The following is a 21,706-nucleotide window of genomic DNA, read 5'->3' on the forward strand; positions in this document are numbered from 1 at the left end:
CGGCGATGCGGGGGGTTATCTTCAACAAAAACAACGCGCCCCCCCCGCCCCCGCCCCCCCCGCGCCCCCCCGGGGGGGGGGGCGCCGCCGCACTCTTCCTTCTTGCATTCGAACAGGACTTCGCCGCCGGCGGCCGCGATCACATCCTGGTAGTTGCGCAGCACTTCGAGCGGGGAGCGCTCGGCCGGCAGCACATAGGCGATGCGGGTCAGCGCGCCTTCGACCTCGGCCTTCTTGTCCGGCGCGAACACACGGTTGTTCATCGTGTCACGGGCATCCGGATCGGCGCTCGGCTTCAGCGGCGACAGCGGCACTGTAAAATCGGTATAGGCGAATTTTTCGTAGGAGACGATGAACGACCCCTCGTAGCGCTTGGCCAGATGATTGTCGGCACCGCCCTCGATGTCGGCGGTCGGCACCGTCGCATCGGCGCCCGCCAGTTGCACGGCCGCCAGGAGCAGCAGCCCCGCCCAGAAAAGCTTCAGAAATATCGCATTGATCGCACGCATGGTCGGCTCCCCCAAAGAGCAATTCCAGGAAAAGTGTGAGCGGTTTTCCCACAGGAATTGCGTAGCTAGATTAGAATAGCCAACCCTGGCAGAACGTGGAAATTGCGTCGATGAAGCGCTTCACACCCGCCGTTCGAGCAGGATCGTCAGCCCGTCGTGATAGGTGGTTTCCAGGACCTTGGTGTAGCCGCACTTTGCCGCAACGTTCAACGAGCCGGTGTTTTCCGGATCGATGATGCAGACGGTTCTCGCGCCGGCAAAGGTTTCGTCGCCCCAGGCCAGGGCCCTTCTGACGACTTCGCTGGCAAGACCCTTGCCATGCGCTTGCGGCGCCAGCGCCCAGCCGGCTTCCGGAATGCCCTCGAGCGACGGCTCGATGTCGCGCTTCAGGTCGTGGAATCCGGCTTCGCCGATGAAGCGACCGCTGGCCTTGTCCTCGACCGCCCAGAAGCCGTAGCCGAGCAGCGACCACAGGCCGGCATGCCGCAGGAACCGCATCCAGCTTTCCTCCCGCGTCCGCGGCTTGCCGCCTATGAAACGGGTGGTGACGGGGTCGGCCCACATGACGGCATAGTCGTCGAAATCTTCGATCCGGTGCGCCCGCATGATGGTCCGTTCCGTTTCGAGAACCGGGACGCCGGCTGTTTTTGGACTGCCCATGAAACTCTGCCTCCGTTGACGGTCAGCGCTTAGCAAACCAGCGCGCCCGGACAAGGGCCAAGCCGGATCATCATTCAGCCAGGGAAGCTTCCGAACGGCCTGGCGCGACCAGACGGTCGAAGCGAACAGCGTCGGCTTACTTTCAGCCGTGCCAGACCATCTTCATGTAGAGCCCACCGCGCCGCAATTCGTCCAGCATCTGGTCGAGCCGCTTCTGCCTGGTGTCGCTGCGTTTGGCGCGGGCGACCCAGCCGAGATAATCGTTCTTCTGGTAGTCCGGCCGCGCCTCGTAGGCCGCTGTCAGTCCTTTTTCGGTCAGGGCGATGCGGATGTCGTCCGGCATCGGGTTCAGGGCGCGCTTCAGTCCGGTCATTTCAGAAAACCCCAGCTGTCAGGATGGCGACGCCGATGGTCCAACCCAGGTCCGCCTCTGGGAATTCTGCCGAACGATGCTACCTTTCGCAACCGGTCCGGCAAGGGCCGGTCTCGATACCGCCAATGGGAGGAGAACGCCATGGACACCACCGATCTCGTGCTTGCCATTTTCCATCATCTGCTGGTGTTGTCGCTGGCCGGCATCATCGGCGCCGAATTTGTCCTAATCCGCGGCGACCTCTCCGCCGCCACGCTCAAGCGGCTTGCCGGCATCGACCGCCATTATGGCATCATCGCCATGCTGATCATCATCATCGGCATCTGCCGCGTCATCTACGGCCTGAAGGGCTGGGAATTCTACGTCTACAACTGGGTGTTCTGGGCCAAGATGGCGGCATTCGGCATCGTTGGCCTGCTGTCGATCATCCCGACCATCCGCTTCATCTCCTGGAAGCGGCAAGCCAGTGCAAATCCCGGCTTTCAGGTGCCGGTGGCGGAACTCGCCTCGGTGAAGACCTATGTGCGCGCCGAAGCCTTCATCTTCCTGCTGATCCCGATCTTCGCGGCGGCGATGGCGCGCGGCTACGGTTATTGAAGCAACGCCAACACCAAACCCATCTCCGCCGGGCATACTCCGCACTGATCGCCATGGTTGCGCACGGCTGTATTTTGCAGTTTGCGTCAGGCGACAATCTGTTAGCTTGCCTTTGTTGCACCGTCGCTGCCTGACCTGCACAGCGATCGGAGATTGATATCCTGGGAGGAGAATTACGATGAGGAAAATTGTAGCCGCCCTGGCCGCCGCCGCGGCCGTCTCGCTTTATTCGTTCGCCGCCAGCGCACAGACCTATCCCGAGCGCACCATCACCGTCGTCGTGCCGTTTGCGGCCGGCGGTCCGACCGACACGGTTACGCGGCTCGTCGCCGAAGCCATGTCGAAGGATCTTGGCCAGCAGATCATCGTCGAAAATGTCGGCGGCGCCGGCGGCACGCTGGGCGCCGGCCGCGTCGCCAACGCCGACCCGGATGGCTACACGCTGCTCCTCCATCACATCGGCATGGCGACCAGCGCGACCCTCTACAGAAAACTCGCCTATGACACGCTGAACGCCTTCGAGTATGTCGGCCTCGTCACCGAGGTGCCGATGGCGATCGTCGCCCGCAAGGACCTGGAGCCGGCCGACCTGAAAGGGCTGGTCGAATACGCCAAGACCAACAAGGACACCATCACTGTAGCCAATGCCGGCATCGGCGCTGCCTCGCATCTGTGCGGCATGCTATTCATGAGCGCCATCGGCACGCCGCTGGTCACCGTACCCTACAAGGGCACCGGCCCGGCCATGACCGACCTTCTCGGCGGCCAGGTCGACATTATGTGCGACCAGACCACCAACACCACCAAGCAGATCCAGGGCGGCACGATCAAGGCCTATGCCGTCACCACGCCGGAACGCCTCGACGTGCTGAAGGACGTGCCGACGACCATCGAAGCCGGCCTGCCCGCGGTGCAGGTCAGCATCTGGCACGGCCTCTATGCGCCGAAGGGCACGCCGGCCGAGATCACCGGCCGACTGTCGAAATCGCTCCAGGTCGCGCTGAAGGACCCCAACGTCATCGCCCGCTTTGCCGAACTGGGCACCAAGCCGTCGTCCGAGTCCGACGCGACGCCGGCAGCGCTGAAGGCCAAGCTGGAAGGCGAGATCACGCGTTGGAAGCCGATCATCGAAGCCGCCGGCCAATACGCCGACTGAGGCTTGAACGGGGCGCTGCCGGCGCCCCGTTTTCGCTTCGACGTCCGTTTCACATTTGCAACGGCAGCCGTCGCAAGGGTCAGGGAGGACCGCCATGAAACCTTTCGCCATCGACAGGACAAACGGCCTGTGCGCCGCGCTGTTCATCTTTTTCGGCGCCTTTTTCGCGATACAATCGCTCGGCCTCGAAATCGGCACCGCCTTCCGCATGGGACCGGGCTATTTCCCGCTGGTGCTGGCGATCGTGCTGATCGTGCTTGGCGCCATCATCCTCGTCCAGGCGGTGCGCGTCGAGGGCGAGCCGATCGGCCCCATTGCGTGGCGCGGCATGCTGTTCATCCTGCCGGCGCCGATCTTTTTCGGCATGACCGTGCGCGGCCTCGGCTTCGTCCCGTCGATCTTCCTGACGGCGCTGATCGCCTCTTTTGCCAGCGCCCGCATGAAGCCGCTGACGGCACTTCTGCTGTCGGCCGGCCTGACGCTGTTTTCGGTGCTGGTCTTCAGCTACGCGCTCGGGCTGCCATTCCAGCGCTTCGGCCCCTGGTTGCCCCAATGGCTGGCATTGTGAGGCGCTGAGATGGACCTCCTCAGGAACCTCGAACTCGGCTTTTCGACGGCCACCACGCCGGCCAATCTGGGTTTTTGCCTCATCGGCGTTCTGCTCGGCACGCTGATCGGCGTCCTGCCCGGCATCGGCGCCACCGCAACCATCGCCATGCTGCTGCCGATCACCTTCCAGATCGGCGACCCGGTCTCGTCCCTCATCATGCTGGCCGGCATCTACTACGGCGCCCAGTATGGCGGTTCGACCACCGCCATTCTCATCAACATGCCCGGCGAATCCTCCTCGGCCGTGACCGCCATCGACGGCTACCAGATGGCCAGGAACGGTCGCGCCGGGGCGGCTCTGGCGATCGCCGCGATCGGCTCGTTCTTCGCCGGCACGGTGTCGACCTTTCTCGTCGCCGTCTTTGCCCCGCCGCTGACGGCAATAGCCCTGCAATTCGGCGCGGCCGAATATTTTTCGCTGATGATCGTCGGCCTCGTCTCGTCCATCGCGCTCGCCCACGGCTCGATCGTCAAGGCGCTGGCGATGGTCGTGCTCGGCCTGCTGCTCGGCATTGTCGGCACCGACATCTACACCGGCACGCCGCGCTTCACGCTCGGCATCCGCGAATATGCCGACGGGCTGAACTTCGTCGCGGTGGCGGTCGGCGTCTTCGGCGTTGCCGAGATCCTGCGCAATCTCGAAAACGAGCACGAGCGCTCAGTGATGATCAAAAAGGTCTCCGGCCTGATGCCGACCCGCGACGACTTCAAGGCGATGGCCGCGCCCATCGTGCGCGGCACGATCATCGGTTCGGCGCTCGGCATCCTGCCCGGCGGCGGCGCGGTGCTTGCGGCCTTTGCCTCCTACACGGTCGAAAAGCGCGTGTCGAAACACCCGGAGGAGTTCGGCAAGGGCGCCATCGCCGGCGTCGCCGGCCCGGAATCGGCCAACAATGCCGGCGCCCAGACCTCCTTCATTCCGATGCTGACGCTGGGCATTCCGGCCAATCCGGTCATGGCGCTGATGATCGGCGCCATGATCATCCAGGGCATCGTGCCCGGCCCCAATGTCGCGATCGAGCAGCCGGCGCTGTTCTGGGGCATCATCGCCTCGATGTGGATCGGCAATCTGATGCTGATCGTGCTGAACCTGCCGCTGATCGGGCTATGGGTGAAGCTGCTGACGATCCCCTATTATGTGCTCTTCCCGATCATCATGGCGTTCTGCTCGATCGGCGTTTACAGCGTCAACACCAACGCCTTCGATCTCTACGCGGTCGCATTCTTCGGCCTGCTCGGCTACATCCTGACCAAGCTGCGCTGCGAACCCGCACCCCTGCTGCTCGGCTTCGTGCTCGGCCCGCTGCTCGAGGAAAACCTGCGCCGCGCCATGATCCTGTCGCGCGGCGACCCCTCGACCTTCGTGACGCGGCCGATCAGCGCCGGCCTGCTGCTCGTCGCACTGGCCGTGCTCGTCGTCGTCTTCCTGCCGTCGGTCAAGAAGAAGCGCGAAGAGGTGTTCGTGGAGGAAAGCTAGTTGTCGGGACGCCGGGCGCCGCGATTTCCACGAGCGGCGCCGGCACGTCTGTCGTCTTCACCTCGGCCTTGCAGAGATCGGCGATGACGCAGGCCGGGCAATCGGGCTTGCGCGCCTTGCAGACATAGCGGCCATGCAGGATCAGCCAGTGATGCGCATGGCGCATATACTCGTCCGGGATGATCCGCAGCAGCCCTTGCTCGACCTGTTCGGGCGTCTTGCCTGGCGCCAGGCCGAGGCGGTTGCCGATGCGGAAAATATGGGTGTCGACCGCCATCGTGTGCTGGCCGAACGCCATGTTGAGCACGACATTGGCGGTCTTGCGCCCGACCCCCGGCAGCTTGACCAACTCATCGCGCTCGCTGGGCACCTCGCCGCCGTAATCGCGTATCAGCGCCTCCGAGAGCGCCACGACATTCTTGGCCTTGTTGCGCCAGAGTCCGATGGTGCGGATGTACTCGCCAACCCTGGCTCCGCCCAGCGCCAGCATCTTTTCAGGTGTGTCGGCGACCTTGAACAACGCCCGCGTCGCCTTGTTGACGCCGGCATCGGTCGCCTGCGCCGACAGCACCACGGCCACCAGCAGCGTGAAGGCGTTGACGTGCTCGAGCTCGCCCTTCGGCTCGGGCCGCTGCACCGAAAACCGCCGGAAGATCTCATGCACCTCGGCGGCGCTGTAGAGCGAACGGAGCCGCGCCGGCCGCGGTCGCGGCTTGGCATTCGAGCCGTCGCGCCGCCCGGGCGGCAGTTCACTTTTGGATAGGGAAAGATTTTTGGACTTGGGGCTGGCCATTTCCCTCCTATAATATCCTGGGATGAGCGACACAAACGCCTCGTTTCAGGCCGACGAGCCATTCTTCCAGGCGCTGCTGACACCGCACCGCTCGCTGGGCCGCACCGGCTTTGCCGTGCTGATGGGCGCGCTGCTGTTCGGCTGGGTGGTGACCGGGGCGTTTTTCCTGTCGCGCGGCGCCTGGCCGGTGTTCGGCTTCTTCGGCCTCGACGTCATCGCCGTCTACATCGCCTTCCGCGCCAACTATCGTGCCGCCCGTGCCCGCGAGGAAGTGTCGGTGTCGCGCACCAGCCTCGACATCCGCAAGACGGCGCCCTCGGGAAAGTCGGAAGCGCATCGCTTCAACCCGTTCTGGGCGCGCTTTTCCGTCGCTCGCCATGCCGAGATCGGCATCACCAGGATGACGGTGGAAGCACAAGGACAGAATGTGCCGATCGGGTCATTCCTGGACCCTGACTCCCGCGAGAGTTTTGCCACTGCATTTTCACGTGCTCTGACAAAAGCCAGGACGCGTTAGAGCCGGCGCGTCAGAACCGGTAGCGTAAAATCCTGCCGACCTTGCGCAATGCGGGAATGTGTCTCCACAGCCCGATGAACAGTTTTGCGGACCAGCTCATGTGCGCTGTGCGTTCCGCGCTGTAGGCCGAGATATCGTCGACAAAGCGCAGCTTCGGAACGGCACGCTCCAGTACCTGCGGGTCGTCGATCGCCCAGTGAACCTCGGCGCCCGTCGCCCTGATGGTCGGATTGAGGCGCAGCATCTTCAGGCCGAAGTGGCTGTAGGCGTCGAACATCAGCTCGCCGCCGGCAAGATGCGCGACAAGGCGTGACAGCAGCCGTGGCCCCTCCTCTACCGGGAGATAAGGCGTCAACCCCTCCATCACCACGACGGCCGGACGATTGCGCGGCACTTCTGCCAGCCAGTCCGGGTCGGTTACCGAAGAGCCGACGAGGTGGTAATGGTCGCGGGACGGGTAAAGCTTGCGCCGGAGCGCGATGACATCCGGAAAATCGACATCGAACCACTCCACGCCTTCGGGTGGATCGACACGGAAAATGCGCGTATCGAGCCCGCAGCCGAGATGCAGCACGATGGCGCCGGGATTTCTGGCGATGAAGTCTTGAACTCGCACGTCGTAGGTCTTGGCTCGAATCGCCAATCCGATGCCGAGATTGGTGTCGACCTTGAGGTGCGAGAAATCATAGTCGATCTTGCGCACGGCCTCGTCGGCGAAGCGGTCCCCGAGCAGCGAATGCGGCAGCCGGCTTTCCAGTGCCTTGCCATAAAGCGTCATCAGCAAGGTCTCCCTTGCTCCGCTCAGATTCACCCTTTCGCCGGCCATTGGCATCTCCCGGGGCGCAATCCAGTACTTATCTGGGAACAGGCGGCAACAAGGCAAGTTTCGGGTGGTTGCAAGGGGCGGAAAGACCGATATTCGCGGTCAAGGAGATATTGCCATGAACGCCCAGATGACCACGAATACGCAGATGAAACCGACAGCGATCCTGCAGCACGACATCACCCCCGAGGGCAGCGACTACGAGGTCGTGCGCCGCGCCATCGAGAAGATCAGCCTCGACTATCGCGACCAGCCCTCGCTGGAAGCCCTGGCAGCCGATGTCGGCGAGACACCCACGGGCCTGCAAAAGCTGTTCACCCGCTGGGCCGGCCTGTCGCCAAAAGCCTTCCTGCAGGCGGTCACCCTCGACCATGCCCGCAAACTGCTCGATTCCGGCATGCCGCTCCTCGAAACATCGTTCGAACTCGGCATGTCCGGCCCCGGCCGGCTGCACGATTTGTTCGTCACCCACGAGGCGATGTCGCCGGGCGACTACAAGACGCGCGGCGCTGGCCTGACCATCCGCTACGGCTACCACATCTCGCCCTTCGGCATCGCCCTGATCATGGTCACCGACCGTGGCCTTGCGGGGCTCGCCTTCAACGATCCGGGCGGCGAGCGGGCGGCTTTCGCCGACATGTCGGGCCGCTGGCCGAACGCCACCTATGTCGAGGACATGAGCGCCACCCAGCCCTATGCGGCGCGCATCTTCGATCCGACATTGTGGCGCGCCGACCAGCCGCTGCGCGTGGTGATGATCGGCTCCGACTTCCAGCTGCGCGTCTGGGACGCGCTGCTCAGGATCCCGATGGGCAAGGCCTGCACTTATTCTTCGATCGCCTCCAGGATCGGCGCGCCAAACGCCAGCCGGGCGGTGGGGGCGGCGGTCGGCGCCAACCCATTGTCCTTCGTCGTCCCTTGCCATCGGGCGCTGGGCAAGTCCGGCGCACTCACCGGCTACCACTGGGGCCTGACCCGCAAACGCGCCATCCTCGGTTGGGAAGCGGGCCAGACCGCGTCCTGAAGCTGCCCGCATCAAACAACACCGGCGAAATCCCTTCGCCGGTGTTGTTCTTTTTGCGAGCTCCCGGCGCAAAACATCCGCACGCTCTGGCAAGCCGCCGGCTTACAGGTTAGCTTCCCGCGCATTCCGCAGGAGGCTTTCTTGATCATCGTTGTCGGCTCGATCAACCTCGACCTTATCGCCAATGTCGACCGCCTGCCTTCGCCGGGCGAGACGGTCCGCGGCTCCGGCTTCACCACCGCGCCCGGCGGCAAGGGCGCCAACCAGGCGCTGGCTGCGGCGCGCGCCGGCGCCAAGGTGCGCATGGTCGGCGCCGTCGGCAAGGACAATTTCGCAACCGAAGCCCTCGCTTTGCTCGTGGCCGGCAAGGTCGATCTCTCCGGCGTCGGCCAGAGCTTCGCCTCCACCGGCACGGCGCTGATCCTCGTCGGCGCCGATGGCGAGAATGTCATCGCCGTGGTGCCGGGCGCCAATGATTCGGTGCTGCCCGGCGATCTCGCCAAGGCTTTCCTTGCGAAGGGCGACGTCGTCCTGCTGCAGCACGAGATCCCGTTGCAGACTGTCGATGCAGCGCTCGACGCCGCACGCGCCGCCGCCGCGGTCACCGTGCTCAACACCGCGCCGTTCCGTAGCGAGGCGGCAGCGTTGCTCGGCAAGGCCGACTACGCCGTCGCCAACGAAACCGAATTCGACCTTTACGGCGAGGCGCTGTCGCTGAAAGGCCGCGACCGCCCGGCGCGCATGCGCGACTTCGCCGGCAAAACCGGCCGCACCATCGTCGTCACGCTCGGCGGCGACGGCGTGCTGGCGGCGACCCCGGAGGATTTCCTGACCGTGCCGGCGCTGAAAATCACGCCGGTCGACACGGTCGGGGCCGGCGATACTTTTTGCGGTTATCTCGCTGCCGGGCTGGCGTCCAACCTGCCGCTGGAGCAGGCTCTCACCCGCGCCGCAGCCGCCGGCTCGCTCGCCTGCCTGAAGCCCGGCGCCCAGCCGGCCATCCCGCTGGCGGCGGATGTCGACACCGCCCTGCGCAACAACGCCGGATGACAGCCCTGCGCCCCGCAACGAAGCACGCCGTGCCCCCCGCCGGCGACATCTGCCGGATGTCCGCTGTCGACCTGGCCGAGGCGATCCGGCTGCGCCGCCTGTCCGTGCGCGAGTTGGTCGCCGCATTCCTCGACCGCATCGACGCGGCAAACCCGCTGGTCAACGCCATCGTCTCGTTGCGCGAGCGCTCCGACATCCTGCGCGAGGCCGACGCGGCGGACGCCGATCTGGCGCAAGGCGGGCCGGCCGGCTCGCTGTTTGGCCTGCCGGTGGCGATAAAGGACCTCGCCATGACGCGAGGCTTGAGGACCAGTTTCGGCTCGCCGATCTTCGCCGATTTCGTGCCGCAGGAGGATGATTTCTTCGTCGAGCGCATCCGCAAGGCCGGCGCCATCATCATCGGCAAGACCAATGTTCCCGAATTCGGGCTGGGATCCAACACCTACAATAATGTTTTCGGACCGACGCTGAACGCGTTCGATCCGGCGCTGACCGCCGGCGGCTCGAGCGGCGGCGCAGCGGTCGCCCTTGCGCTCGACATGGTCCCGGTCGCCGACGGCAGCGATTTCGGCGGCTCGCTCCGCAATCCGGCGGCGTGGAACAATGTCTTTGGCTTCCGCCCGTCGCAGGGCCTTGTCCCCGGTGGGCCGGACCTCGAAGTCTTTCATGCCCAGATGGGCATCGACGGGCCGATGGGCCGCAGCATCAGCGACATGGCGCTGCTGCTCGATGTGCAGGCGGGCTACCACCCGCACGCGCCGCTGTCTTGGGAGAAACCCGGCTCGTTCCTCGAAGGGCTGGCAACGCCGGCAAGCGGCGGCCGCGTCGGCTGGCTCGGTGATCTCGGCGGTCACCTGCCGGTAGAGCCTGGCATCCTCGATCTGTGCGAGGCCGCACTCGGCCGCTTCGCGGAGGCATCCTTCCTGACCGAGCCCTTGCTGCCGGATTTCGATTTCGAGGCACTGTGGCAAGCCTTCGTGACGCTGCGGCAGGCGAGCAGCGGCTCGGCGCTGAAAGTCCATTATGACGACCCGCACAAGCGCGCCCTGCTGAAGCCGGAAGCCGTCTGGGAGGTGGAGAACGCCATGCGGCTGACGGCGCCGCAAATCCGCGCGGCCTCGGTCATCCGCACCGCCTGGCACCGGACGCTGCTGTCGCTGTTCGAGCACTTCGATCTCATCGCGCTGCCGACTGCGCAGGTGTTTCCTTTCGACGTCGACACGCATTGGCCAAGTGAGGTCGCCGGGCGGGCGATGGACAGCTACCATCGCTGGATGCAGGTTTCGGCCTTCGCCACGCTCGGCGGCTGTCCTGCGCTCAATGTGCCGGTCGGCTTCGACGACAAAGGCCGTCCCATGGGCATGCAGCTGATCGGACGCCCGCGCGGCGACCTCGCCGTGCTCAGGGCCGGCGCGGCCTATGAGGCGACCTTGCCTTGGCAGGCGGGGGCGTCCTGACGCGAGGGGCGGCACGGTCTGCGACGGCTTGCACCAGCCCCGGCGCCATGCATTGATTGCAGCCAGCCGCCTAAGCGCATCCTCGAGGAAATCCCCATGTCGCTGGAACTCTACGCCGCCTATGTCCTTGCCTGCATCGTCATCATCCTGGTGCCCGGTCCGACGGTGACGCTGATCATCGCCAACAGCATCCGCCACGGCGCGCGCGCCGGGCTTGCCAATGTCGCCGGCACGCAGGCCGGGCTTGCCATCATGATCGCCATCGTCGGCATCGGCCTCAACACGCTGATCGCGGGCATGGGCCACTGGTTCGAATGGGTGCGTCTGATCGGCGCCGCCTATCTGATCTGGATGGGGGTGCAGATGTTCCGTTCCAAGGGCGCGCTGAATGCCGACGGCACCGCGAGAAAGCCGCGCGGCGGCTTCTTCCTGCAGGGCCTGCTCGTGGCGCTGAGCAACCCCAAGACCCTGGTGTTCTTCGGCGCCTTCTTCCCGCAATTCATCGCCCCGCAGGGCAATTACACCCTGCAGATCGTCGTCATGGGCCTCACCGCCATGATCTTCGCCGCCGTCTCGGATTCCACCTATGCTCTCGCCGCCAGCCGCGCCGGCCGCCTGCTCTCGGCAAGCCGCATTAAGCTGATGTCCAGGATCAGCGGCAGCTTTCTGGTCGGCGGCGGCCTGTGGCTAGCTTTTTCGAAGGCGAAGTAACAACCGTGGACGGTCGTTTCCAACGGCAGAATGAGCCCGTACGTGAAGGCTGATTGAAAGTCAGTCTCCACGCCACCACATGACTTTGTGCTGGGGATTCTTTCAAATGTCATGGACTTATAGGGATTTGAAAAGGAACGCGCCCGGCGTGGTCCTGATCGTCGCCATGTTCGCGATGATGGTTCCTTCGGCGCTCTACAAATGGACGAATGACGCGAGCCCTATCCGGTCAGTCGAGCCAATCCACGCAACGGTCAAAAGCGCCCAATCGGACCACGACCACACCCTTTATCTGGTTTCGCTCGAAAGCGGTTCGTCCATTCTTGTCGATGACGACCGGCCGCATCTGATCGGCGCGACGGCAAACATGGAGCGCGTCACGCGCGAGAATGGAATGGTCTTCTATCGATTTGCAAAGTGAACGGCGGCGGCGCCTTCCTTCTCCCCCTGTGGGAGAAGGTGGATCGGCGCGATAGCGCCGAGACGGATGAGGGGTGTTCCAGCGGAGTGAGACGTGGGCGTTCCCTGGAACACCCCACATCCGTCGCCTTCGGCGACGCCGCCCGGGGGCGAGCCACTTGTCTCGCCCCGTCCCTTCGGAACCCACAATGGGAGAAAGGAAAGACAGAGCTAAAGCCGCGCCAACCTCTCAACCAGCAGCGCGAAAAACGCGTCATGGTCGATGTCGCGCATCACCATGGCGTTCTTCGGCCGCTTGGTCACGCCCCACCAGTCGATCACGGTCATGCCCATGGTGAGTTCGGAGGTCGTTTCGACGGTGACGTTGCAGTTGCGGCCCTTGAACAGCTCCGGCTTCAACAGATAGGCGATGACGCAGGGGTCGTGCAGCGGGCCGCCATCGGTGCCGTATTTCTCCTCGTCGAAGCGCTCGAAGAACTCCAGCATCTCGGCCGTCGCGGTGCCGACCCGGGTGCCGAGCTGGCGGATGGCCTGCGTGCGCTTGGCCGTGGTCAGCGCCTTGTGGGTGACGTCGAGCGGCATCATGACGATCGGAATGCCGGATTTGAACACCAGGTCGGCGGCTTGCGGATCGACATAGATGTTGAATTCTGCGGTCGGCGTGACATTGCCGCCTTCGAAGAAACCGCCGCCCATCAGTACGATTTCCTTGATGCGCGGCGCGATCTTCGGCTCACGGATCAGCGCCAGCGCGACATTGGTGAGCGGGCCGAGCGCGCACAGCGTGATCGTGCCGGCCTCTTCCTTCATCAGCGTCTCGACGATGAAGTCGACCGCATACTGGCCCTGCAGCTTCATCTTCGGATCGGGCAGTTGCGGGCCGTTGAGGCCGGTCTTGCCATGCACTTCCTCGGCGGTGACCAGCTCGCGCGCCAACGGGCGGATGGCGCCTGCATAGACCTTGATGTCGGGCCGGCCGGCCAGTTCGCAGATTTTCCTGGCGTTCTTTTCGGTCAATTTCAGCGGCACGTTGCCGGCAACAGCAGAGATGCCGACGATCTCCAGCTCGGCGCTGCCGAGCGCCAGCAATATGGCGACGGCATCGTCCTGGCCGGGATCCGTGTCGATGATGATCTTGCGGGTCTGGGGCATTTCATTTCCTTATGCGGGGGAGTCTTTTTGGCGGGGGTGTTCGGCGGCTTGAACTTGGCCGCGGCGCGGACCATATCAAGACCATCGGGAAAAATGCCATCCGGGTTTTTCCAGTTTATGTCGCTCCAAAGAGGACAGTGTAACATGAGCCGAATGACGCCCTTCTCCAGCCCGCTTCTCCTTGGTTTCGATGCCATGGAAAAGACCCTGGAACGACTGGCGAAATCCGGTGACAGTTATCCTCCCTACAACATCGAGCGCCTCAGCGGTGCTGACGGCAAGGCCGAAAGGCTGCGCATTACGCTGGCTGTCGCGGGTTTCGCCGAAAGCGATCTCGATGTCACCACGGAGGAAAACCAGCTGGTCGTGCGCGGCCGTCAAACCGACGACACCGAGCGCGAATTCCTCCACCGCGGCATCGCCGCGCGCCAGTTCCAGCGCTGTTTCGTGCTGGCCGACGGCATGCGGGTGATCGCAGCGGAACTGAAGAACGGCCTTTTGTCGATCGATCTCGATCGGCCGGATACCGAACGGCTGGTACGGAAAATAAATATATCGGTGAAAGACTGATCTTTACCGATGGCTCTCATGCGGGATGGCCTTGAGCGGCGTCCTCGCGCCAAGGAGGCTTGAAATGACCAGAACTGACGAAACCATCACCATGACCAGCGGCGAATTCGCCCATCTCGGCGAAGGCTCGGTCGCTTATCTCCGCAAGGTCTCGAGCGACGAGCTGCTCGGGCGCTTCCCCAACCTCGGCGAAATAGCGCCTGGTATGGTCCTGTGGGCCCTGTTTGCCGCCAACGGCCAGCCGATCCTGCTTTCGGATGCGAAAGACCGGGCTTTGGCCGGCGCCATGGAAAACGACCTGACCACTGTCGCCATTCACTAAGGCGACTGCTGGCGGTTGAAATGGAGAGGGCCGCCTTCGGCGGCCCCTGGAAGACTTAAATCCGAAGAACTTCAGGCGGCGTGCGAGGCCTGCGTGTCCGAAAGCAGCGCGTGGATGGCGACCGCGTCGCGCGTACCCCTGATCTTGGCCACCGTGTCGGCGTCGCGCAAAACCCTGGCGATGCGCGACAGTGCCTTGAGGTGATCGGCGCCGGCGCCTTCCGGGGCCAGCAGCAAGAACACCAGATCGACCGGCTGGTCATCCAGGGCCTCGAAATCGACCGGCGTCTCCAGCCGGGCAAAGACACCGGCGATGCGCTTCACCCCGGCGAGCTTGCCGTGCGGAATAGCGATGCCGTTGCCGACGCCGGTGGAGCCCAGCCGTTCGCGCTGCAGGATGGTGTCGAACACTTCGCGCTCCGGAATGCCGGAAATCGCCGCCGCTCTCTCGGACAGCAACTGCAGAAGCTGCTTTTTGGAGTTCGCCTTCAACGCCGGCAAGATCGCCGGAACGTTGAGAAGATCGCTCAGATCCATGTTTGAAATCCCTTATTCGCCTGCCGTCGCCAGTCCTCGCCCCTCGCGCGGCTGGCTATTATCTCCGCGAGACCATTGTCGTCACCTGTGCGACCGTTGTCGTTGTCGTCACGCCTGTGCGACTTTGGTCGTCGACGGGTCGATCCAGCCGATATTTCCGTCCGGCCGCCGATAGACGATGTTGAGGTGGTCGTTTCCGGCGTTGCGGAAGACGAAAACCGGGCTGTCCTTGGTGTCGAGTTCGATAACCGCCGACGCCACCGACATGGTCTGCAGCGTCATGGTTGATTCGGCGACGATGGCCGGGGCGTAGTCCTCCGGAATGTCCTCATCGTCATCGGTCAGCGGCGCCATCACCGTATAGGCGATGTCGGTGATTTCACCATTTCCATTGCCTGAATTGTGCGATTTCAGACGGCGTTTGTAGCGCCGCAGCCTGGTTTCGAGGCGGTCCGCGGCCGCCTCGAAGGCAAGTGTCGGATCCTGGGAATCGCCGGTTGCCTGCAGCGAGGCGCCGGAATCCAGCCTGATCATGCAATCGGCCGAGTAACGCGACCCCGATTTGATGACCGTGACGTGCCCTGAAAAACCGCGATCGAAATATTTTCCAATCGCCTCGCCGACACGATCGGTAATGCGCGTACGCAACGCATCGCCGATATCCATGTGTTTACCCGATATGCGCAATTTCATCTGAAAACTGACCTTCCTTGCTCAGGCTTCAAACTGGCCAGAGTTTATACTCGTGATCCGTGCGCACAAGCTTTGCGGCGTCAACTCGCGCCGATTTTAGATCCGAACTTTCCGGCTGATCACAATCCGCCTTCTTGGCCGTCCCGTGGCCTTCATCGTGACGGACCATCCGCATGCGGGCCGCGAGCCCGTCTCATGCGGGCGGGCTTCTAGACACTTCATTGCAGCTTGTCAATTAATGCATGTCGCCCAGAAGTGCGCTGCGGTTCTGGGACAACGACATGCATCAAAACAAAGACTTAAAGCGCGTCGTATGAATCCGTTTCAGCGCGATGCGCTTTAAGGTCGGAAAGTTGTGGAATCCAGCCATAGCAAAAGCCTTGCCGGCAAGCAGAGCTAGCGCCCCGCGCTCGCCAGAGCGCGCTTTTCACGCCGCCGCTGCACCGACGAGGGAATATTCATACCCTCCCGGTACTTGGCCACCGTGCGCCGGGCAATATCGACGCCGCTTTCCTTCAACATATCGACGATTGAGTCATCGGACAGCACATCGGCGGGCTTTTCCTCGTCGATCAGCTGCTTGATGCGGTCGCGCACCGCTTCCGAGGAATGCGCATCACCGCCGCCCGACGCCGCGATCGAAGCCGTGAAGAAATAACGCAGCTCGAACACGCCACGCGGCGTCAGCATGTATTTGTTGGCCGTCACCCGGCTGACGGTGGATTCATGCATGCCGATGGCATCGGCCACCGTGCGCAGGTTGAGCGGCCTGAGCTGGCGCACGCCATGGACGAGAAAAGCGTCCTGCTGGCGCACGATTTCCGACGCCACTTTTAGGATCGTCTTTGCCCGCTGGTCGAGGCTCCGCGTCAGCCAGTTGGCATTCTGCAGGCATTCGGCCAGGAAATCCTTCTCCGCCTGGTTCTTCGCATGCGGCGAGACCTGGGCGAAATAGATGTGATCGACAAGCACGCGCGGCAGCGTCTCGGCATTGAGCTCGACCGTCCAGCTGCCGTCATTGGCGGCGCGGACTTCGACATCGGCGACGATGGCGTCGCTGGCGCCGCCCGAAAACGCCATGCCCGGGCGCGGGTCGAGCGCGCGGATTTCGGCCAGCATGTCGAGGAGATCCTCCTCGTCGACCCCGCAAAGCCGCTTCAGCGTCTGGAAATCGCGCCGCGCCAACAGTTCGAGGTTGCCGACCAGCGTCTTCATCGCCGGATCGAGACGATCGCGCATGGCAAGCTGCAGCGACAGGCATTCGGCAAGGTCGCGCGCAAACAGGCCAACCGGCTCGAATGTGTGGCAGGCTGCCAGCACATTGGCCACCATCGCCTGATCGGCGCCGAGCCGTTTGGCGATCTCGGCGGGATCGGCGCGCAGATAGCCGGCCTCGTCCAGGCCGTCGGCCAGTTCGGCTGCGATCAGCCTTGCGGCCGGATCGGCAAAGGCAAGCGCGATCTGCTCGCCGACATGCTGGCGCAGCGTGATCGCCGCGGCTGCCATGTCGCCGACGTCGAAGCCTTCGGAAGAACCGGACGAACTATTGCCGGTGGCCGACTTCCACTGCGCCGTCAGGTCCGGGCCGAGCCGCTCGCTGGTGCCGGGATCGTCGGGGAACAGATTTTCCAGCGAGCTGTCGAGCTTGTCGGAGATCGCTTCGGCGCTCCACGCCGTCTCGTTTTCGAACCAGTCGCCATCGGCGGCAGGCTCAGGAGCGGCATCGCCCTTCTGCACCTGGTCGCCTGCGGCGTCATCCTGGGGCTCGGCGCGCTCCAGCAGCGGATTGCGCTCGATCTCGTCGTCGATGAAGTGGTCGAGCTCGACATGGGTGAGCTGCAACAGCCTGATCGACTGCATCAGCTGCGGCGTCATCACCAGCGACTGGGATTGTCGTAGCTGTAGTTTCGCCGCCAACGCCATGGTTCGGTTTCAAACGCCCTTCTGCACCCGGAAGCCTACACATCAGAGGCTGCCGGAAAATGAATTTTTCCGACCTTCCATAGAAACTGGCCCGGCTTTTGCTTGTCAAGGCGAACGATGGCAGAAGGCCCTTGCCGGAGCATTATCTCACGCCAAAATCGGAGAAAAAAGCCCGGCGGGGCGGCAAAAATCACCTCAGGAAACAAGTTTCACGCTCAGAGCGTGAAACCTTCGCCGAGGTAGAGCCGGCGCACATCGGGGTTCGCCACCACCTCGTCGGCACGGCCATGCGTCAGCACCTGGCCGGCATGGATGATGTAGGCGCGGTCGATGAGGCCGAGCGTTTCGCGCACATTGTGGTCGGTAATCAGCACGCCGATGCCGCGCGCCGTCAGATGACGAACCAGCTGCTGGATGTCGGCGACGGCAATCGGGTCGATGCCGGCGAACGGCTCGTCGAGCAGCATGTAGGCCGGGCGCGTCGCCAAAGCTCGGGCGATCTCAAGACGCCGCCGCTCGCCACCCGACAGCGACATGGACGGCGACTTCCGCAGATGGCTGATGTGAAATTCCTCGAGCAGTTCGTCGAGATTGCGCTCGCGCACCTTGCGGTCCTTCTCAACCACTTCGAGCACGGCGCGGATGTTCTGCTCGACATTCAGGCCGCGGAAGATCGAGGCTTCCTGCGGCAAATAGCCGATGCCGAGGCGGGCGCGGCGGTACATCGGCATCGAGGTGACGTCGAAACCGTCGATCTCGATCGTGCCCTCATCGACCGGCACCAAGCCGGTGACCATGTAGAAACAGGTGGTCTTGCCGGCGCCGTTCGGCCCGAGCAGCCCGACAGCCTCGCCGGCGCGCACGCCGATGGTGACACCGCTGACCACCTTGCGGCCCTTGTAGCTCTTGGTCAGACCCTTGGCGATCAGGGTGCCCTTGAACTTCGAGGAATCAACGGTGACTGTGGCCGGTGCTGCAAGTTTACTGGCCGCCCGTCCCGGAAGGCGGGTCAGCAGCGAAGACACGCCAGTCATTCGGGCTTCGGGGCCTCGGATTTCGGCGGCGGCGTCATCGACATGATGACGCGCCCGCCGCAGCCATCGACCTGAGCAAGGCCGCTTTTCATCTGCACGGTGAGCTTGCAGCCCTTGAGGACGTTGGGTCCTTGGGACAAGACGACCTCCTTGCCCGACAGAACTAGCACCTGCGTCTTCATGTCGAACGTGGCGTTGTCGCCGGTGGCGATCTGGTCATTCGACTTGATGTAGACTTTGTTCTTGACCACCAGATGGTCGATATTGGCCGAACCGGTCATCGCCGAAGCGCCGGCGGCAGCACCTTTGGCGGCGTTGGGGTCCTTGACGTAGTAGACCTCCATGCTGCCGGCCTTGAGCAGCGTTGGCCCTTGCGTGACGGTGACGTTGCCGCTGAACAGCGCCATGCTGTCGGCCTGGCGGACCTCAAGTTTGTCGCTCTCGATCTGGATCGGCTGGTCGCCCGACAGTTTGAGCCCGGACTGGCTGCTGGCGCTGGACTGAGCCCAGGACGGCGCCATACCCAGCAACAGCAAGGCCGAAGCTGCGGCGACAAGCCGTGCCGAATTACTGGGACGCATTCGTTTCTCCGCTCTTTGCCTCTGCCGCCTTCATAGTGGCCGGATCGATGTGAACGCTTACCTTGTTCTCGAAAACGATGACCTTGCCATTGTCTTCGACCGACATTGAACCCGCGGTGATCCGCGAGCCGTTACGGCTGACATCGACCGCATCACCTGTCTTCATAGAGCCTTTGCCCATATCGAGGAAGACCGATTTGAAGATGGCAGCGACGCCGTCGGTGGTGGTGACGGTAACGTCGCTGGTCATGTCCATCGTGTTGGCGTTTCTGTTGTAGATCCCGCGCTTGGCGTCGACGGTCGCCACATTGTCGGCCGTCAGCGGCAATTTGGCATGGATGCCTTCGAGTTCGATGATGTCCTGCTTGCCGACATCCTGGATGGCGCGCAAGGCCGTCAGCGAATAGGGCAGCTTGTCCTTGGTGAAGCCGTTGAGCTTCGGATTGGCCATCACCAGCTTGCCATCCGCGAAAGCGGTGCCGTCTGCCTGTATCGAAATGTTGATCGGCGCCGCCAGATAGGAATAGACCGGAAACGCAACCGCGATCCCGGCGGCAAGCACCGGCACGGCAAACTTAAGCACGCGCACGCGGCGCGAGTGGCGCTGGGCGCGGTCGAAGGCGTCGCCGCGCGTGCCCGCTGGCGCCGTGGGCGCCAAGGCCGCATCGGCATTGGTCGGTTCGTTCGATCGCGCAAGCATGACTGACTTCTAATAAACCCTTGTCCGCCAAAACACCTGCTATAGGTGGGTTGCCGGCCCCCGCAAGCAAGCACAAGCGGAGGAAAACCGCAAAAATGTGACGGCCGCTGTTTTACAGACGGAACTCAGGCGACACAATTTCGTCACTTCATAGCAGAAACGAACGCGCCGCGTCATTTTTTCCTGAAATGCCTCCGTCGTGAAGGTCGCTTCGTCGCAGGCTCTTGAGGAAGAGGTAGCCGGGCGCGGACGCTTGCTTTAAAAGCATCGCTTCCCACCGACTGTGAGGCAGACCATGGCACTGAGAGCCGACGACCTGATCGACCGCCGCCGCTTGCGGCGCAAGCTGACCTTCTGGCGCGGCGCCGCCATTGCCATCGTGGCCCTTGGGGTGATTGCGCTTGCAAGCTGGTTCTATGGGGGCGACCTCGGCGGTTCTTCCGTCGACCACATCGCCAAGGTCAGGATCGAAGGCACCATCACCGAGGACGAGGAACTGATCAAGCGGCTGGAAACCATCCGCACATCCCCGCAGGTCAAGGGCGTCATCCTGGCGATCGATTCGCCCGGCGGCACCACGGTCGGCGGCGAATCGATCTACGAGGAGGTGCGCAAGCTTGCCGCCGACAAGCCGGTGGTGGCCGAGGTCGGCACGCTGGCCGCATCGGCCGGCTACATGATCGCCAGTGCCAGCGACCATATCGTTGCCCGCAAGACGTCGATCGTCGGCTCGATCGGTGTGCTCATCCAGTATCCCGATGTCAGCGGTCTGATGGACAAGGTCGGCATCAAGCTCGAGGAAGTGAAATCCTCCCCGCTGAAGGCATCGCCCTCGCCCTTCAAACCGACCAATGAAGACGAGCGAGCCATGGTCCGCAAGCTCATCCTCGATAGCTATGACTGGTTCGTCGGCATCGTCGCCGAGCGCCGCAAAATGACCCGCGATCAGGCACTGGCCCTTGCCGACGGCTCGATCTTCACCGGCCGCCAGGGCCTTGCCAACGGTCTGATCGACGCTGTCGGCGGCGAGAGCGTGGCGATCGACTGGCTGGCGACCAAGGGTGTCGACGCCAAGCTCAAGGTGGTGGAATGGAAGGACACCGAGCGGCGTGGCGGCTTCCTGTTCTCGAAAGCAATAGCGCGCAGCGTCGGCAGCGCGCTCGGCCTGTCGGAGGCCGGCAGCGACGTGCTTCACGAAATTGGCGCGGACCGCTTGTTTCTTGACGGTCTCGTTTCCGTCTGGCACCCTTGATCTGCCGGTTGGGGCGAGTAAAAAAGCAAATAAAATCATCCTGATAATTTGACCGCAGCGCTTTCACGGGGACCTTTCTGATGATCAAATCCGAGCTTGTGCAGATCATTGCCACGCGCAACCCGCATCTTTTCCTGCGCGACGTCGAAAACATCGTGGGAGCGATCTTCGACGAGATCACCGATGCCCTGGCGGAAGGCAATCGGGTCGAGTTGCGTGGCTTCGGCGCTTTTTCGGTGAAAAATCGCCCTGCCCGCACTGGCCGCAACCCGCGCACCGGCGAATCCGTCGACGTCGAGGAGAAGTGGGTGCCGTTCTTCAAGACCGGCAAGGAATTGCGTGAAAGGCTGAATGGCGGCAAGTAGGCGCGGACCAACGCGCCGGCGTTATCAAGGCCTGCCTTCTCCAGGGAATTTCTATGTTGAACCGCTTCATACTTATCGTGGTCTTCGTGCCGCTCGCCGTCATCCTGATCGCGCTGGCCGTCGCCAACCGCGAGCTGGTCGCCTTCACGCTCGACCCGTTCAACCCCGGCAATCCGAAACTGACGCTGACCTTGCCGCTGTTCATCTTCCTGTTCGTGGCGCTCGCCATCGGCATGGTCGTCGGCAGCCTGGCGACCTGGGTCAAGCAGGGCCGCTACCGCAAGCTGGCGCGCCAGCGCGGCGTCGAGGCCGAGAATTTGCGCCAGGCGGTCAGCCGGGTACCCGCCGCACCGCAAGGCTCGGGCCAGGGGCCGGCGCTGCCGAAGCCAACGGCCTGAAGCC

At 63.5% G+C, this 21,706-nt stretch carries 26 protein-coding genes and 1 pseudogene; 15 read left to right on the plus strand and 12 right to left on the minus strand.

Going from position 1 to position 21,706, the window contains the following annotated elements:
- The 3 genes and pseudogenes from NKI88_RS16600 to NKI88_RS16610 all read right to left on the minus strand — a co-directional run.
- Positions 1-509 (minus strand): annotated as a pseudogene (locus tag NKI88_RS16600) (OmpA family protein); the annotation flags it as partial.
- 120 nt (positions 510-629) lie between these two features.
- A complete protein-coding gene (locus NKI88_RS16605; RefSeq protein ID WP_023686555.1) occupies positions 630-1,169 on the minus strand; it encodes a GNAT family N-acetyltransferase in 540 nt (179 codons plus the stop codon).
- Positions 1,170-1,311: 142 nt separating this feature from the next.
- Positions 1,312-1,542: a YdeI/OmpD-associated family protein gene (locus NKI88_RS16610; RefSeq protein WP_023683083.1), complete on the minus strand. Its 231-nt coding sequence runs from the start codon at positions 1,540-1,542 to the stop codon at positions 1,312-1,314.
- A 141-nt stretch (positions 1,543-1,683) separates the two neighbouring features.
- On the opposite strand from NKI88_RS16610, the gene NKI88_RS16615 reads away from it, so the two are divergent.
- The 4 genes from NKI88_RS16615 (at position 1,684) to NKI88_RS16630 (ending at position 5,381) form a co-directional block, all read left to right on the plus strand.
- Complete coding sequence (locus tag NKI88_RS16615) at positions 1,684-2,139, plus strand: DUF2214 family protein (RefSeq protein ID WP_023704193.1); 456 nt, start codon at positions 1,684-1,686, stop codon at positions 2,137-2,139.
- Between the two features lie 178 nt (positions 2,140-2,317).
- Entirely contained in the window at positions 2,318-3,295 is a 978-nt protein-coding gene (locus NKI88_RS16620) for a tripartite tricarboxylate transporter substrate-binding protein (protein WP_023704194.1), read from the plus strand.
- Between the two features lie 94 nt (positions 3,296-3,389).
- A complete protein-coding gene (locus NKI88_RS16625; protein ID WP_023686558.1) occupies positions 3,390-3,863 on the plus strand; it encodes a tripartite tricarboxylate transporter TctB family protein in 474 nt (157 codons plus the stop codon).
- Positions 3,864-3,872: 9 nt separating this feature from the next.
- Positions 3,873-5,381, plus strand: a complete 1,509-nt coding sequence (locus tag NKI88_RS16630) for a tripartite tricarboxylate transporter permease (RefSeq protein ID WP_023683079.1) — start codon at positions 3,873-3,875, stop codon at positions 5,379-5,381.
- Here the strand turns inward: NKI88_RS16630 and nth are convergent.
- Complete coding sequence (nth, locus tag NKI88_RS16635) at positions 5,341-6,174, minus strand: endonuclease III (protein ID WP_023683078.1); 834 nt, start codon at positions 6,172-6,174, stop codon at positions 5,341-5,343. The genes NKI88_RS16630 and nth overlap by 41 nt on opposite strands.
- A gap of 22 nt (positions 6,175-6,196) precedes the next feature.
- Here nth and NKI88_RS16640 point away from each other — a divergent pair, with 22 nt between their 5' ends.
- On the plus strand, positions 6,197-6,691 hold the full coding sequence (locus tag NKI88_RS16640) for a DUF2244 domain-containing protein (protein ID WP_023669732.1): 495 nt from the start codon (positions 6,197-6,199) through the stop codon (positions 6,689-6,691).
- Between the two features lie 10 nt (positions 6,692-6,701).
- On the opposite strand, the gene NKI88_RS16645 is transcribed toward NKI88_RS16640, so the two are convergent.
- Positions 6,702-7,517: a class I SAM-dependent methyltransferase gene (locus NKI88_RS16645; RefSeq protein ID WP_352499025.1), complete on the minus strand. Its 816-nt coding sequence runs from the start codon at positions 7,515-7,517 to the stop codon at positions 6,702-6,704.
- A gap of 115 nt (positions 7,518-7,632) precedes the next feature.
- Between NKI88_RS16645 and NKI88_RS16650 the strand changes: the two genes are divergently transcribed.
- The 5 genes from NKI88_RS16650 (at position 7,633) to NKI88_RS16670 (ending at position 12,177) form a co-directional block, all read left to right on the plus strand.
- Positions 7,633-8,538, plus strand: a complete 906-nt coding sequence (locus NKI88_RS16650) for a methylated-DNA--[protein]-cysteine S-methyltransferase (protein WP_031203907.1) — start codon at positions 7,633-7,635, stop codon at positions 8,536-8,538.
- A gap of 141 nt (positions 8,539-8,679) precedes the next feature.
- The gene (locus NKI88_RS16655; protein WP_023714115.1) at positions 8,680-9,588 is read left to right on the plus strand and encodes a ribokinase; all 909 of its coding nucleotides are present in this window, start codon (positions 8,680-8,682) and stop codon (positions 9,586-9,588) included.
- Entirely contained in the window at positions 9,585-11,045 is a 1,461-nt protein-coding gene (locus NKI88_RS16660; protein WP_352463572.1) for an amidase, read from the plus strand. Before NKI88_RS16655 ends, NKI88_RS16660 begins: the two co-directional genes overlap by 4 nt.
- A gap of 96 nt (positions 11,046-11,141) precedes the next feature.
- On the plus strand, positions 11,142-11,756 hold the full coding sequence (locus tag NKI88_RS16665) for a LysE family translocator (protein ID WP_352656203.1): 615 nt from the start codon (positions 11,142-11,144) through the stop codon (positions 11,754-11,756).
- A 148-nt stretch (positions 11,757-11,904) separates the two neighbouring features.
- On the plus strand, positions 11,905-12,177 hold the full coding sequence (locus tag NKI88_RS16670; RefSeq protein WP_245261353.1) for a hypothetical protein: 273 nt from the start codon (positions 11,905-11,907) through the stop codon (positions 12,175-12,177).
- Between the two features lie 209 nt (positions 12,178-12,386).
- Here the strand turns inward: NKI88_RS16670 and NKI88_RS16675 are convergent, their stop codons facing one another.
- Positions 12,387-13,328 (minus strand): nucleoside hydrolase, encoded by a 942-nt coding sequence (locus NKI88_RS16675; RefSeq protein WP_023698210.1) that lies wholly within the window; start codon positions 13,326-13,328, stop codon positions 12,387-12,389.
- Between the two features lie 144 nt (positions 13,329-13,472).
- On the opposite strand from NKI88_RS16675, the gene NKI88_RS16680 reads away from it, so the two are divergent.
- Positions 13,473-13,898, plus strand: a complete 426-nt coding sequence (locus tag NKI88_RS16680; RefSeq protein WP_023669741.1) for an Hsp20 family protein — start codon at positions 13,473-13,475, stop codon at positions 13,896-13,898.
- 64 nt (positions 13,899-13,962) lie between these two features.
- Entirely contained in the window at positions 13,963-14,220 is a 258-nt protein-coding gene (locus NKI88_RS16685) for a BQ00720 family protein (RefSeq protein WP_023683072.1), read from the plus strand.
- Between the two features lie 71 nt (positions 14,221-14,291).
- On the opposite strand, the gene ptsN is transcribed toward NKI88_RS16685, so the two are convergent.
- From ptsN to lptC, 6 genes are all read right to left on the minus strand, one after another.
- Positions 14,292-14,756, minus strand: coding sequence for a PTS IIA-like nitrogen regulatory protein PtsN (gene ptsN / locus NKI88_RS16690; protein WP_023669743.1), 465 nt, complete (start codon positions 14,754-14,756; stop codon positions 14,292-14,294).
- Positions 14,757-14,864: 108 nt separating this feature from the next.
- A complete protein-coding gene (hpf, locus tag NKI88_RS16695; protein ID WP_023751408.1) occupies positions 14,865-15,449 on the minus strand; it encodes a ribosome hibernation-promoting factor, HPF/YfiA family in 585 nt (194 codons plus the stop codon).
- Between the two features lie 396 nt (positions 15,450-15,845).
- A complete protein-coding gene (gene rpoN / locus NKI88_RS16700; RefSeq protein WP_352656206.1) occupies positions 15,846-17,372 on the minus strand; it encodes an RNA polymerase factor sigma-54 in 1,527 nt (508 codons plus the stop codon).
- Between the two features lie 215 nt (positions 17,373-17,587).
- Positions 17,588-18,406: an LPS export ABC transporter ATP-binding protein gene (gene lptB / locus NKI88_RS16705; RefSeq protein ID WP_023669746.1), complete on the minus strand. Its 819-nt coding sequence runs from the start codon at positions 18,404-18,406 to the stop codon at positions 17,588-17,590.
- Complete coding sequence (locus NKI88_RS16710; protein ID WP_023683069.1) at positions 18,403-18,987, minus strand: LptA/OstA family protein; 585 nt, start codon at positions 18,985-18,987, stop codon at positions 18,403-18,405. The genes lptB and NKI88_RS16710 overlap by 4 nt, the downstream gene beginning before the upstream one ends.
- Entirely contained in the window at positions 18,974-19,687 is a 714-nt protein-coding gene (lptC, locus tag NKI88_RS16715; protein WP_023669748.1) for an LPS export ABC transporter periplasmic protein LptC, read from the minus strand. Before lptC ends, NKI88_RS16710 begins: the two co-directional genes overlap by 14 nt.
- A 295-nt stretch (positions 19,688-19,982) precedes the next feature.
- Here lptC and sppA point away from each other — a divergent pair, with 295 nt between their 5' ends.
- From sppA to NKI88_RS16730, 3 genes are all read left to right on the plus strand, one after another.
- A complete protein-coding gene (sppA, locus tag NKI88_RS16720) occupies positions 19,983-20,939 on the plus strand; it encodes a signal peptide peptidase SppA (protein ID WP_023686570.1) in 957 nt (318 codons plus the stop codon).
- 80 nt (positions 20,940-21,019) lie between these two features.
- On the plus strand, positions 21,020-21,304 hold the full coding sequence (locus NKI88_RS16725; protein WP_023700102.1) for an integration host factor subunit beta: 285 nt from the start codon (positions 21,020-21,022) through the stop codon (positions 21,302-21,304).
- A gap of 53 nt (positions 21,305-21,357) precedes the next feature.
- Positions 21,358-21,702 carry a lipopolysaccharide assembly protein LapA domain-containing protein gene (locus NKI88_RS16730; RefSeq protein WP_023698203.1) on the plus strand — a complete coding sequence of 115 codons (345 nt, stop codon included), beginning with the start codon at positions 21,358-21,360 and terminating at the stop codon, positions 21,700-21,702.
- Positions 21,703-21,706: the final 4 nt, after the last annotated feature.

Origin of the sequence: Mesorhizobium sp. M0317 (genome assembly GCF_040321555.1) — a bacterium.
Taxonomy (GTDB): Bacteria; Pseudomonadota; Alphaproteobacteria; order Rhizobiales; family Rhizobiaceae; genus Mesorhizobium.